The 13,502-nt window shown below is 63.7% G+C and carries 9 protein-coding genes and 1 pseudogene; 4 read left to right on the forward strand and 6 right to left on the reverse strand.

Translation table 11 applies throughout. The annotated features are described in order from the left end of the window. Positions 1 to 177: 177 nt before the first annotated feature. Entirely contained in the window at positions 178 to 933 is a 756-nt protein-coding gene (locus tag IE071_RS06380) for a hypothetical protein (protein ID WP_189440248.1), read from the reverse strand. Next, positions 930 to 1,421 (reverse strand): RNA polymerase sigma factor, encoded by a 492-nt coding sequence (locus IE071_RS06385; RefSeq protein WP_189440249.1) that lies wholly within the window; start codon positions 1,419 to 1,421, stop codon positions 930 to 932. Before IE071_RS06385 ends, IE071_RS06380 begins: the two co-directional genes overlap by 4 nt. Positions 1,422 to 1,542: 121 nt before the next feature. Between IE071_RS06385 and IE071_RS06390 the strand changes: the two genes are divergently transcribed. Continuing rightward, positions 1,543 to 2,790: a S8 family serine peptidase gene (locus IE071_RS06390; protein ID WP_189440250.1), complete on the forward strand. Its 1,248-nt coding sequence runs from the start codon at positions 1,543 to 1,545 to the stop codon at positions 2,788 to 2,790. A 106-nt stretch (positions 2,791 to 2,896) separates the two neighbouring features. Then, a complete protein-coding gene (locus IE071_RS06395) occupies positions 2,897 to 3,934 on the forward strand; it encodes a hypothetical protein (RefSeq protein WP_189440251.1) in 1,038 nt (345 codons plus the stop codon). Positions 3,935 to 4,049: 115 nt separating this feature from the next. Here IE071_RS06395 and IE071_RS06400 read toward each other — a convergent pair whose 3' ends face one another. Further along, the gene (locus tag IE071_RS06400; RefSeq protein ID WP_189440252.1) at positions 4,050 to 4,544 is read right to left on the reverse strand and encodes a hypothetical protein; all 495 of its coding nucleotides are present in this window, start codon (positions 4,542 to 4,544) and stop codon (positions 4,050 to 4,052) included. A 722-nt stretch (positions 4,545 to 5,266) separates the two neighbouring features. Here IE071_RS06400 and IE071_RS06405 point away from each other — a divergent pair. Continuing rightward, positions 5,267 to 9,742, forward strand: coding sequence for a DEAD/DEAH box helicase (locus tag IE071_RS06405; protein ID WP_189440253.1), 4,476 nt, complete (start codon positions 5,267 to 5,269; stop codon positions 9,740 to 9,742). Beyond that, complete coding sequence (locus IE071_RS15930) at positions 9,739 to 10,449, forward strand: type ISP restriction/modification enzyme (protein WP_189440254.1); 711 nt, start codon at positions 9,739 to 9,741, stop codon at positions 10,447 to 10,449. The genes IE071_RS06405 and IE071_RS15930 overlap by 4 nt, the downstream gene beginning before the upstream one ends. 191 nt (positions 10,450 to 10,640) lie before the next feature. Here IE071_RS15930 and IE071_RS06415 read toward each other — a convergent pair. The 3 genes and pseudogenes from IE071_RS06415 to IE071_RS06425 form a co-directional block, all read right to left on the reverse strand. Next, positions 10,641 to 11,015 (reverse strand): annotated as a pseudogene (locus IE071_RS06415) (adenylosuccinate synthetase); the annotation flags it as partial. A 9-nt stretch (positions 11,016 to 11,024) separates the two neighbouring features. Beyond that, on the reverse strand, positions 11,025 to 12,005 hold the full coding sequence (locus IE071_RS06420; RefSeq protein WP_189440255.1) for a Fic family protein: 981 nt from the start codon (positions 12,003 to 12,005) through the stop codon (positions 11,025 to 11,027). Between the two features lie 132 nt (positions 12,006 to 12,137). Continuing rightward, positions 12,138 to 13,430 (reverse strand): adenylosuccinate synthase, encoded by a 1,293-nt coding sequence (locus tag IE071_RS06425; RefSeq protein WP_189440256.1) that lies wholly within the window; start codon positions 13,428 to 13,430, stop codon positions 12,138 to 12,140. Positions 13,431 to 13,502 lie beyond the last annotated feature (72 nt).

Genomic DNA, 13,502 nt, shown 5'->3' on the forward strand with positions numbered 1-13,502 from the left:
TCGGCAGGATGCAGATGCCGTGATCCCGGCGTATCGGGCCGTTCGATCTGACGGTAGCGAGGTAGATGCGAAGTGCGAGTCAACGCCCTGCTCAAGACTCGTTGTCCGTCACGGCGCCATGGCCAGACAAACGGAAGATCCTCATCCGGGACGGGCGCGTGACGACACGTCGTGCGTCTAGCGCCAGCCGGTATCGCGCGCTGCACGCTCCTGCTGCGCATTGAAGACATCGCCGCGCAGACGCGCGTCGACCGCGGCCTGCACTGCGGGTGGCAGGGCACTCGCTGCCTGACGCAGCTCGCCGCCTTCGGATGGGGTTGCCGCGCTGAGTACGGGCAGCGACCAGCCGGCATCGCCATGGCAGGCAAGGCCGGCTCGCACCGGCGGGGAACGCAGAACGAAGGTGCGGCAAATCTGCCCGTCGGCACTGCGGAAACTCAGGCCGATGGCAACCGGCGCATTCGCATCGGGTTCGCTCGCCAGCGCCTTGTCGAGCGCACGGGTCAAGGCGCCCGCGGCGAATGACTGGCCGCCCTGCATGCGCACCATCTCGCCGGATCGCGACCACCACAGGCCCACGGCGAGCAGCGCCACCGACGCGGCCAGCGCGGCACCCGGCACAAACCAGCGGCGGGTCGCGCGACGTCGCGTCGTGCCAATGCCATGCCCACCGACAGGCAGCACGCGTGGCGTGACGGGCATCGCCGCCTGCGGAGATGGCGGCTGCAACAAGGCGGACAGACGCGCCGGAACCGGCTCTTCGAGCACCGGGTCGAACGCGGCCTGTACCTGTGCTCGCACGGCGCGCGCCTGCCGTACGCGACGTGCGAGCACATCGTCGTGCATCAGCGCGGCGTCGATCCGCGCGATGTCCGGCGCGTCGAGTTCGCCGTCCACGTATGCCTGCAATGTATCGTCGTCGATCGGGTTCATTGGTCTTTCCCAAGATGGGCCTGCAAGGTGGCGCGGGCGCGGGCCAGACGGCTGGTGACGGTTCCTACCGGCACCTCCAGCAACTCGGCGGCTTCGCTGTACGACATGCCCTCGACCAGCACCAGGGCCACTACTTCGCGATGGTCTGGCGGCAGCGCCGCCAACGCCATCGCCAGTTCCAGCTGCTGCGCGGGCTGTGCGCTGGCGCGATCGGCAGCCATCTCACCGGCTTCCTCCGGCGCGAACAAATGTTGCGTCCTGCCACGCGCGCGCAACTCGTCCCGCCAGGCGTTGCGCGCGATCGCGAACACCCACTTGTCCAACGCGGCGTCGGGCCGCCACTGCGCGGCACGAGCCAGCGCGCGTTCCAGCACGATCTGCACCAGGTCGTCGGCGTCGGCCACCTGCCCTGCCAGCGCTCGCGCCAGGCGGCGCAGGCGCGGCAACAGCGGGATCAGTCCTTCGCGCACGGTGTCGCTCGAATTCACGCATCACCTTCCATTACGTCTGGAGGGGAGGATTCCTTCCCTCGTGCGCATCGGCGCAGTTCGGGGGCGTAAAGCAGGTCAATGCTAGCATCCGATCCCGTTGCTCCCGAGGCCTTTGGACATGCCCCTGCACCGCCCGTCCACCATGCTTGTTTCGTTGCTGACCATCGCGCTTGCCGCGGTCGGCGCAACGCCTGCACAGGCACAGGTGCTTGGTCCGGTGCAGAACCTGCGCAACCTGCAGATGCCCGGCGTGGGCCTGCCCGGTGTCGTTCCGGCTTCGCCCCTGCGCAGCGTCGATGACCTGCTGCGCGGCTCACTGGCGATCACGCGGAAGTTGCAGATCGATACGCTGCTGCGCAGCGAACCCCGGCGCGTCGATGTCGACCCCCACGGCGCACCGATCCTGCGCGGCGAATTCCTCGCCATGGGTCTATCGGCGACGCAACGCGATGCGGTGCAAACACTGGGTTTCGTGGTGGATCGCGAGACACCGGCCGATGCGACGCTGGGGTTGGACTTCGTGGTCCTGCACGATACCCGCGGACGCAGCACGGCCAAGGCCATGCGCGCCCTGCAGCAGGCGGCGCCGGACGCGGCGTTTACCTACCAGCACCTCTATCTGCCTGCAGGCAGCAACGACCCGGCCAGCACAACGACCTCGGCCAACCCGCCGCCCACCGCATCAGAGCAGCGCGTGGGACTGGTCGATGGCGGCGTCGACCCGGCCGACCCCGCGCTGGCACGCGCGCGCATCGAGCAACACGGCTGCAAGACGGCAAGCGCATCGCGCCACGGCACCGCGGTCGCCGCGCGCCTCGTCGCCGGCGACGCGGACACCTTGTACGCCGCCGACCTGTGGTGTGGCGACGTGGTCGGCGGCGCCACCTCGAACCTGGTGGACGCGCTCGCATGGATGGCGCGCGAGCATGTGGCGGTGATCAACATCAGCCTGGTCGGGCCCGACAACCCGGTGCTCGCGCGCGCGGTGCAGGCGATGATCGCGCGCGGCCACGTGCTGGTCAGCGCGGTCGGCAACGACGGACCTGCGGCGCCACCGCTATTCCCGGCAGCGTATCCGGGCGTGATCGGCGTCAGCGGCGTCGATGCGCGCGAGCGCGTGTTGCCCGAATCTGGCAGCGGCGATCAGGTGGACTTCTGCGCGTCCGGCGTGGTCGGCAGCGGCCGCAATGCGCTGCGCGGCACCTCCTTCGCGGCGCCGATCGTGGCGCGAAAAGCTGCCCAATTGATGGACGCTCCTCGCGAAGGAGCCGCATCCCAGGTACAGCAGCGCCTGATCGAGGAGGCTCGCCATCTCGGTGCGCCGGGGCACGATCCACGCTACGGCTACGGCCTGTTGTCGCCCTGAAACTGAATACCACCCAACCGCAGCCTGCCGACGTGGAAGGATCTTCCCGGCACGGACGTACAGGACCTCGGAAGCCGCGGATTCGCCGCAGGCAGGAGGTCCTCCCATGCGCAACACGACCCTCAACAACAAGAATCTCAACATCGCCCTGTTCGCCGGCGCCTTTGCCTTGGCCGCGATGGCCCCGGCGCACGCCCAGGTCCTGGGTCGCGTCACTGGCGGCATCACCGGCGGGCTGAGCAGCCCGGTCAATTCCACGATGGGCCAGATGAGCGGCCAGGTCGGCGGCTCCGCGCGCGGCATGAGTGGTCTCGATACTCCCGACATCAACCAGCGGGCTGCCGAGCGGCGCGCGGAGCGCCTGCGTCAACGCGCCGCTGCAACCGCCGCTTCCGCGACGGGCACCGCTGCGCAAGCTGCCCATCAGGCGAACGGTCAGGCGTCCACTGACGCCGTCGGCAACCTCACGGGTGCGGCTGGCGCCGACGCCGGCAACGGCAACAACGCCGCGCTGGACGGCGCAGCGGGTGTGGGCTCGTCCGCGACCGGCGCAGTCGATACCTCAACCATGCGCGATGCCGCGACCGGCGCCGCAGGCCAGGCGGTCGGCCAGACGCGTTCAGCCGTCTCGACGGCCAAACGTGGCGCCAAGGGCACACTGAGCCGCGCGCAGAACGCGGCCGACAACGCGTCCGCGAACGCCGAAAGTGCAGCCGATGGCTCGGCCAGTACCGGTCTGAGCGCAGCGCAGCAAGCCACCGCCGCCGGCGCGCAGTCGGCTCATACCGCCGGCTCGCTCGGCTCGAATGCCGCCGGCAATGCGTCGCAAGCCACCTCGGCCGCAGGGAGCGCCGCGAGCCAACAGTCGGGTGACGCAAGCACCACGCAACCGGGCCTGGTGTCGCCGACCGCCAGCGCTGCGCGCAGTGCCGGTGACAAATCCGTCGACGCGTCCGGCTCGGGCGCAGCCAAGGGCAACGCGAATGCCGGCACCAGCTCGACCTCGGGCACCAGCAGCTCGGCCAACACCAGCGGCCGCGCCGCCGGCAGCGCCAGCGCGCACGGTTCGGCCCGCGGTGGCGTCACCACGTCGGCGCAGGCCGACGGCGATGCCGGCGTCAGCGCAAATGCGCAGCAGCACTAAGCCATCCGTGCCGTAAAAAGCAGGAGCCTCGCTTGCGGGGCTCCTGCGCGACAAAAAGAGAGGCCCCGCCATGCGGGGCCTCTTTGGTCTCACCAGAGATGCAGCGAATCCAGACTCAAGCCGTCAGCGGCCCGCTCGGCGCAGGGCCAGTCGGCTGCGCGGGCGTACGCGGTCCACGACTGAAACGAGCGGACAGCGCCCTGCGCGCCTCGTCCAGCCCCTGCCCCTTGCCGGCAACCTTGAACACCGCGTAGCCCTCCAGCGCATTGGTCATCAGATCGCTGCCGATCGCCATTTCGGTATCGGTGCCGCGCTGATGCAGCTTGCCCATGCGCACCAGTCGCGGACGCAACGCATCCAGCGTAGCCAGATCGCGCTGATAACCGGCCAGATCGAAATTGCCCGGCAACAGGCCCGGGTTGTCGCCGAAGACGTGACCGGCCTGCCGGCAGAACGCCTCGGACTTGTCGCCCATCTTGGTCAGCTGGTGCCGCTGGTCCGGCGTCAGCGCGATCAACGAGGCCAGGCCCGTTTCCAGCGCGGTGAGAGCGTTGTCGATGGCCGCAAGCGCGTCGGTGTTGAGATCGATATCGACCAGATTCTGGCTCATGTCCACTCCTTAGATGTGATGTCAGGAAAGCCAGCCCGCTTGGCCGGCGCCGCAGCGTAACGTGCCCGCCATCCCCCGCCCATGCCTCACCTGTAGGTCAAAAAAGCGCTTCGGCGTAGGCGTGGAACGCGTTTCCGGGCGCGTGAATGCTGGTGGTCGGCGCGACCATCCCTGCTCCGGGCGCTTGAGAGGGTCGTTCCACCCAAAAAGAGCCAATCGCCGACCAAAAAGACCCACGCTCGACCGGAAAAGACCCACGCGCCGATGCCAGAGAGCCACGCGTGGGACTGGGGAGCCCCAAACGCCAGTGAAAAAGAGCCACGTTCCGAATGAGTAGAGCCAAGCGTGGCTCTCCTGAGTGCCAAGCGTGGGTCTTTTAGTCCCAAGTGCGACACTAAAAGAGTCGCGTTTGGCTCTTTGAATGTGGCGGGTGGGACTCGGGAGAGCAACGCTTGGCTCTTTCCACGCAACTATCAGGGTCGTCATCCCTGCGCAGGCAGGGATCGCACTTCGCTGTGACGAAGCGATGACCAGCTTCGCTGTTGAAAAGCTCCTCAGGGATGACGGCAAAAAAGAGCGTAACGCCGACTCGCCGCCCACCCCACCAATAACGCGATCAGGCCACCGCCCGCTCGACCAAGGCATCGGCACGATGGCCGTGCCAAAATCGGAGCCTGTTGCCTCGGATTGGAGGCCGCGAATCCATTGCCTCAGGGAAAGACATGAGCGCTCTGCAAGACCTGCTGACTACCTTCCGCGATGCCGCTGTCACCGAACGTGAGAAAGGCACCTACTTTGAAGAGCTTATCTGCGCCTATCTGCGCAACGAGGCCACCTATCGCGATCTCTACAGTGACGTGTGGATGTATGCCGACTGGGCCAAGGCACAAGGTCTGGATGCTCGCGATACCGGCATCGACCTGGTAGCCAAGACACAAGGTACGGGCGAGTTCCACGCCATCCAGTGCAAGTTCTACCCCGAGAGCCATCGCATCTCGAAGAACGACATCGACAGCTTCTTTACCGCCTCGGGCAAGAAGGTGTTTTCGCATCGCATCATCGTCTGCACTACCAATGACTGGAGCGAGCACGCCGAGGAAGCGCTGCGCGACCAGCATCCGCCCGTCAGCAAGATCGACCTGCACGACTTGGAAACCAGCCAGATCGACTGGGCCAAGTATCAGCCCAAGATCGCGCCTGTCCTCAAGCCCCAGAAAGCCCTGCGCCCGCATCAGCAATCCGCGCTGGCTGCGGTGCGCGAAGGCTTGGACAAGGCCGACCGTGGCAAGCTCATCATGGCCTGCGGCTCCGGCAAGACTTTCACCGCGCTGAAGATCGCCGAGACACTAGCTGGCAAGGGCAAGCGCGTGCTGTTCCTCGTGCCCAGTCTCGCTCTGCTCTCACAGACGCTGACGGAGTGGACGCAGGAAAGCACCACCCCGCTGCACAACTTCGCTGTCTGCTCGGATAGCGATGTGGGCAAGAAGCGCAAGACTGACGACGACAGCGTGCAGACCTTCACCCATGAGCTGCGCTACCCGGCCACCACGGACGCCAATCGACTGGCCATCGAGATGGTCAAGCGGCACGACGCCACGCATATGAGCGTGGTTTATGCCACCTATCATTCAATCGACGTCATCAGTCGCGCGCAGAAAGAGCACGGCCTGCCCGCGTTCGACCTGATCGTCTGCGATGAAGCCCACCGCACCACTGGCGCCACCTTTGAGGGCGACGACGAAAGCCATTTCGTCAAGGTGCACGACGCAGCCTTCATCAAGGCAGACAAGCGGCTCTACATGACCGCCACACCACGAATCTATGGCGAGAACGCCAAGGCCAGCGCGCAGAAGGACAACGTCGCGCTGTGCTCGATGGATGACGAGGCGCTGTTCGGCAAACAGCTCTACGTGCTCACCTTCTCCGAAGCGGTCAAGCGCGGCTTGCTGGTGGACTACAAGGTCATCGTGCTGGCCGTGGAGGAAAGCCACATCAACCGGCGCCTGCAAAAATTGCTGGCCGGCGACGACAACGAGCTGAAGATGGACGATGCCGCTCGCATCGTCGGTAGCTGGAAGGCATTGTCCAAGCAGGGACTGTCCAACGACCTGGGCGACGATCACCATCCGATGCAGCGCGCCGTGGCGTTCTGCCAGGTCATCGAAGCGAAGAAAGGCGCCAAGACGCGCAAGGTCGGCTCCAAGAATATCGCGCAGATGTTCCAGGCCGTGGTCGAGGAGTACCAGAAAGGTGCTGACACGGACGAGGAGATCGCCGCCACGCTCACTTGTGAAGCCGAGCATGTAGACGGCGGCATGAACGCCAGCGCGAAAGAGGAGAAGCTCGACTGGCTCAAGGCCAATCCACCCGAGAACACATGCCGCATCCTCAGCAATGTGCGCTGCCTGTCCGAAGGCGTGGACGTGCCAGCGCTGGACGCCGTGCTGTTCCTCACCCCGCGTAACTCGCAGGTGGACGTGGTGCAGTCGGTAGGCCGCGTGATGCGCAATGCGCCGGGCAAGCAGCGCGGCTATATCGTGCTGCCGGTGGTGATCCCTGCCGGGGTCGAACCACACGAGGCGCTCAACGACAACAGCACCTACAAGGTCGTGTGGCAGGTGCTGCAGGCATTGCGCTCACACGATGATCGCTTCGACGCGATGGTCAACAAGCTCGACCTGATCGGCAAGGACACCAGCAAGATGGAAGTGGTGGCCGTCACCGACAAGGTGCAGCGCCGCGCCGCCAACCTGCGCGTCAGCAAAACCCAGCAGCACGCGGCCAAGGCCCGCGGCGGCCAGAGCATCGGTCGTGGCGTAGGCGACGAGAAGGTTCCCGAGCAGGTGGCGATGGAATTCGAGATCGGCGAGATCGAGCGCGCCATCTACGCCAAACTGGTGCAGAAAGTCGGCAACCGTCACCACTGGGAAGACTGGGCCAATGACATTGCGCGCATCGCGCATACGCATATCGACCGCATCCAGGCCATCCTCGAAGATTCAGACCACATCCGCGAGCGCGCCGCGTTCGACGCCTTCGCGGCCGAACTGCGCGACGACCTCAACGACAGCATCAGCGATGGCGAGATCATCGAGATGCTGGCCCAGCACCTGATCACCAAGCCGGTATTCGACGCGTTGTTCGAGGGCTACAGCTTCGCTCAGCACAACCCCATGTCCCGTGCCATGCAGCAGGTGCTTGACCTGCTGCATGAACATCGTCTCGACAAGGAAGCAGACACGCTGCAATCGTTCTATGACAGCGTGAAGCTGCGTGCCCAAGGCATCGACAACGCCGCTGGCAAACAGAAGATCGTGGTGGAGCTGTACGACAAGTTCTTCCGCAACGCCTTCCCCAAGATGACCGAGCGTCTGGGCATCGTCTATACGCCGGTGGAGGTGGTTGATTTCATCATCCACAGCGTCGACCACATCCTGCGCACCGAGTTTGGCGAATCGCTGGGCAGCAAAAATGTCCATATCCTGGACCCGTTCACCGGCACCGGCACCTTCATCACCCGCCTGATGCAGAGCGGCCTGATCAGCCCCGAGCAGCTCAAGCACAAGTACAAGCACGAAATCCACGCCAACGAGATCGTGCTGCTGGCCTACTACATCGCTGCTATCAACATCGAAGCGGCCTACCACGACATTGTCGGTGGCGACTACGTGCCGTTTGAAGGCATCTGCCTCACCGACACGTTCCAGATGTATGAGAAGGACGATCTAGTCGATGCACTGCTGGTGGATAACAGTGCACGGCGCAAGCGGCAGAAGAAGCTGGATATACGAGTCATTGTCGGGAATCCGCCGTATTCAGCCGGACAGAAAAGCGAGAATGACAATGCCGACAACGTGACCTATCCATACTTGGACGAGCGCATCCGCCGCACTTACGCCGCGCGCTCCAAAGCTACCCTCGCGAAGGGTTTATACGACAGCTATATTCGTGCCATTCGCTGGGCTAGCGACCGCGTAGGCGACAGCGGCGTGATCGGCTTCGTCACTAACGCCGGCTTTCTGGACGCCAACACCGCCGACGGCCTGCGTCAGTGTCTGGCTGAGGAGTTCGGCAGCATTCATGTGTTTCATCTGCGCGGCAATCAACGCACAGCCGGCGAACTGTCGCGCAAGGAAGGCGGCAAGATCTTTGGCAGCGGCAGCCGCGCACCGATCGCTATTTCCCTACTGGTCAAGAATCCACACGCGGCGGAACACGGCCGCGTCTTCTTCCACGATATCGGCGACTATCTCAACCGCGAAGATAAGCTGGACAAGATCAAGGCTTTCCGCAGTATCGCAGGCATCGGCGAAGCGAACGCTTGGCAATCCATTACGCCGGACGCACACGGCGACTGGCTCAAGCAACGCGACGATAGTTTTGGCGAATTCATCGCGCTGGGTGACAAGAAGGGCGATGGCCTCAAGTTGTTTGACAACTTCTCACAAGGCGTTCTCACTGCGCGCGACGCATGGTGTTACAACTCCAGCCACTCCGCCGTCAGCGACAATATGGCGCGCATGATCGCTTTCTACAACGACGAAGTGGTGCGCTTCGGCACGGCCCACGCCGGACTGGACAAGAAAAGTCGCGAAACACAAGTGGATAGTTTCATCGACACCGACTCGACACGAATCAGCTGGACATCCAATATCAAGCAGGAACTGATTAAGGATCGCCAGTTCGCGTTCGATGCGGTCTGCGTCACGCCGAGCCTGTATCGCCCATTCACCAAGCAATGGGTGTATTTCAACCGTCGTTTCAACGAGAGGGTGTATCAGCTGCCGCGTATCTTTCCTGATGCGGAAACCAAGAATCGGGTGATCTGCGCCTTGGGGACGGGCAGCAAGAAGGATTTTTCTGCCTTGATAGCTGAGGTGGCACCTAATTTCGACAGCATGGAGAAGGGCCAATGCTTCCCGGAACATCTTTATGAAATGGACGCAACCGCAGCAATAGCAGCGAGCAGCGAGCAGCGAGCAGCGAGCAGCGAGCAGCGAGCAGCGAGCAGCGAGAACAGCATACCGTTTGGCAGCCTGAAAGCGGCGAACCCACCCAATCGAGTCATCTGTCTGACATTGAGCGGGACGAAAGGATTTTCAGCTCTGATGACGGATACGCTACCGGACAATCATCTGATCGGCGACGCACAGTGCTTTCCGATGTTTCTCTACGAAACGGAGGAGACCGAGCAATGAGTACCGTCAAGCAAACCGGCAATGGTGATCTGTTCGAGCAGGAGCATGCCCAGCCAAGGGTCGTCCGCCGCGACGGCATCACCGACGCTGGCCTCGCACACTTTCAGTCGGCCTATCCGGCAGAGACGATCACCAAAGAAGACCTCTTCTACTACGTCTACGGCCTATTGCATTCGCCCGATTACCGCGAACGCTATGCAGACAACCTCAGCAAGGAACTGCCGCGCATCCCCTGCGTGAAAACCGCGGCCAACTTCTGGGCGTTCTCTAAGGCCGGTCGTGCACTGGCCGAGTTGCACCTGAACTACGAAACCGTGCCGACTTACGCGGGCGCGAAGATCGACACCGGTGGCAAAAAGCTGACCGATGCCGACTACCGCGTGGAGAAGATGAAGGTTCCTAAAATCGGCAAAGAGTACGACCGCTCCACGCTGATCTACAACAGCAAGATCACCGTCACCGGCATCCCGCTGGAGGCCTACGACTACGTGGTCAACGGCAAGCCCGCGCTGGACTGGGTGGTCGAGCGCCAGTGCGTGAAAACCGACAAAGACAGCGGCATCGTCAACGACGCCAACGACTGGGCCATCGACACCATGCACAACCCACGCTACCCGCTGGAGCTGTTCCTGCGAGTGATCACCGTCAGTCTGGAGACGATGAAAATCGTCAACAGCCTGCCCAAGCTCGACATACTCACCAAGTAGCTCGACCGAAATGAAAAGGCCCCGCATTGCGGGGCCTTTTGTATCAGCTTGGATGATCGGCTTCGTTGTTCAAGTGCGATTCCCGCTTTCGCGGGAATGACGACTGGTTAGGATGGCGCCTCGGGTCAGGAATACGGCTCGTGGGGATGTGCCGTCTTCTTTCTGCTGTTACCGACTGTCGCTACTTCCTATCAAGCAAACGGATCATCCAGCACGATCGTGTCATCACGATCCGCGCCGGTAGCAACAAGCGCCAAACGGCAGCCGGAGAGTTCTTCCACCGCGCGCAGGTAGGCGCGTGCCGCGGGTGGCAGTTTGTTCCAGTCGCGGATGCCGGCGGTGGATTCTTCCCAGCCGGGGAACTCGAGGTAGACCGGCTTGCACTCGTCCCAGCCGTCGGCGTCGAGCGGGGCCAGTTCGCGGCGCTTGCCGCGGTATTCGTAGGCGATGCAGACCTTGATGGTTTCCAGGCCGTCGAGCACGTCGAGCTTGGTGATGGCCAGGCCGTTGATGCCGTTGATCTGGGTGGCGCGCTTGAGCGCGACGAGATTGATCAAGCCACTCCGATAACGGAGTCAGCAGAGTTCCCAATGACCACCCTTGGCCGGACCGACGCGCCGCAGCAGACCTTCTCCCTGCAGCTTCTGCAAGTTCCGTTCGATCGTTCGCGAACTGACTCCTGCCAGTTTGGCCAATTCGGGGATCGTGATGTCCGGGTTGCTGCGGACGACGGCCAGGATTTTCCCCGACACTTTGCCCGACATTTTCCCCGACACCTGATCAGGTGCTCCCGTCAGCACGGCTTCCGTCATCGCCGCATGCAGGGCTCGCAGCATGAACTCCACGAACGACGTCGCGTCGGATGCCTTGTCCGATGCAGCCAACGCCGCGTAGTAATCCTGCTGCTGCGAACGGATCACCGTTTCCACCGGCAGATACGCCAGCATCGGCTGCCAGCGACCCAGCATGAGCGTCTGCCACAGCCGGCCCATGCGCCCGTTGCCATCAGCGAATGGATGGATGAATTCGAATTCGTAGTGGAACACGCAGCTGGCAATCAGCGGATGCGTGTCGGTGCGATCCAGCCAGCCGAGCAACTGATCGACGAGGGTGCCGACACGACTGGCGGGCGGTGCCATGTGCACCAGTTGGTCACCCCGATAGATGCCGACATCGCCCCGGCGAATTCGACCCGGCGCATCCATCAGCCCCGCCATCAGCAACCCGTGGGCACTCAGCAGATCGTTGCGTGATCCCGGCTGCCAATCGGCCATGTGTTCATAAGCGACAAAGGCATTGCGCACCTCCTGGATCTCGCGCGGCTGACCCAGCACGCGCTTGCCGTCGAGTACCGCCGTGACCTGTTCCAGACTCAGGCTGTTGTTCTCGATCGCCAGCGATGCCTGGATGGTGCGAATGCGATTGTCGCGACGCAGCTGCGGTGCCAATGCAGCATCAGCCGACACCGACCAGCGTCCCAGCAACTCACTGATCTGCGCGACCAGGTTCAGTGCGGTTGTGGAAATCTGGAAGGGAGGCTGATAGCGATGGGGCATTTCGCAAGGGCACCGGATGATGTGTGGAATGCCGCCATCGTAACAGCGGCATCTGGCTCTATTGGATACGCCACCGGAAACAAGAAGGCCCCGCTATGCGGGGCCTTCTTGCATAGATCGCTTGCCAAACAATCAGGCGAACGGATCGTCCAGCACGATCGTGTCGTCACGATCCGCACCGGTGGCGACCAGCGCCAGCTTGCAGCCCGACAGTTCTTCCACAGCACGCAGATAGGCGCGGGCGGCGGGCGGCAGTTTGTTCCAGTCGCGGATGCCGGCGGTGGATTCTTCCCAGCCGGGGAATTCCAGGTAGACCGGCTTGCACTCGTCCCAGCCGTCGGCGTCGAGTGGGGCCAGTTCGCGACGCTTGCCGCGGTATTCGTAGGCGATGCAGACCTTGATGGTCTCCAGGCCGTCGAGCACGTCGAGCTTGGTGATGGCCAGGCCGTTGATGCCGTTGATCTGGGTGGCGCGCTTGAGCGCGACCAGATCGATCCAGCCGCAGCGGCGCGGGCGGCCGGTGCTGGCGCCGAACTCGTTGCCGACCTTGCGCAGGCGCTCGCCCATCTCGTCTTTCAATTCGGTCGGGAACGGGCCGCTGCCGACGCGCGTCGCATAGGCCTTGCAGATGCCCAGCACGTAGTCGATGTCGCGCGCGCCCACGCCAGTACCGGCGAGTGCGCCGCCGATGGTGGTGTTGCTGGAGGTGACGTAGGGATAGGTGCCGTGGTCGATGTCGAGCAGCGCGCCCTGCGCGCCCTCGAACAGGATGTTGCCGCCGTCCTTGCGCACGTCGTGCAGGATGGTGGCGACGTCGTCGACCATCGGGCGGATGTATTCGCCCCAGGCCATCGCATCCTTCAGCACAGTGTCGTAATCGACCGGCTCGACCTTCAGCCACTGGGTGAGGATGAAGTTGTGGTAGTCGACAGCAGTCTTGATCAGCGCCGGCAGCTCGTGCGGGTACATCAGGTCGGCCACGCGCACGCTGCGGCGGGCGACCTTGTCCTCGTACGCCGGGCCGATGCCGCGGCCGGTGGTGCCGATGGCCTTGCCGCCGGCGGCGATCTCGCGCGCCTTATCGACGGCGATGTGGTACGGCATGATCAGCGGCGTAGCCGGGCTGATCTTGAGGCGCGAGCGCACTTCGACGCCGTTGGCCTCGAGCTCGGCGATTTCCTGGATCAGCGCCTCGGGCGACAGCACCACGCCGTTGCCGATCAGGCACAGCGCGTCGTCGCGCAGGATGCCGGAGGGGATCAGGTGCAGCACGGTCTTCTTTCCCTTGATCACCAGCGTGTGGCCGGCGTTGTGGCCGCCCTGGAAGCGCGCCACCGCACTGACCCGCTCGGTCAGCAGGTCGACGATCTTGCCCTTGCCTTCGTCGCCCCACTGGGCACCAAGAATTACGACTGACTTACCCATGATGTTCTCGCTCGGTTGGTCACGCCCGCGGGGGGCATCTCAAATATTTTTCTCGTCATTCCGACGCAGGTC

This window comes from Rhodanobacter panaciterrae (assembly GCF_014651895.1).
Lineage (GTDB): Bacteria > Pseudomonadota > Gammaproteobacteria > Xanthomonadales > Rhodanobacteraceae > Rhodanobacter > Rhodanobacter panaciterrae.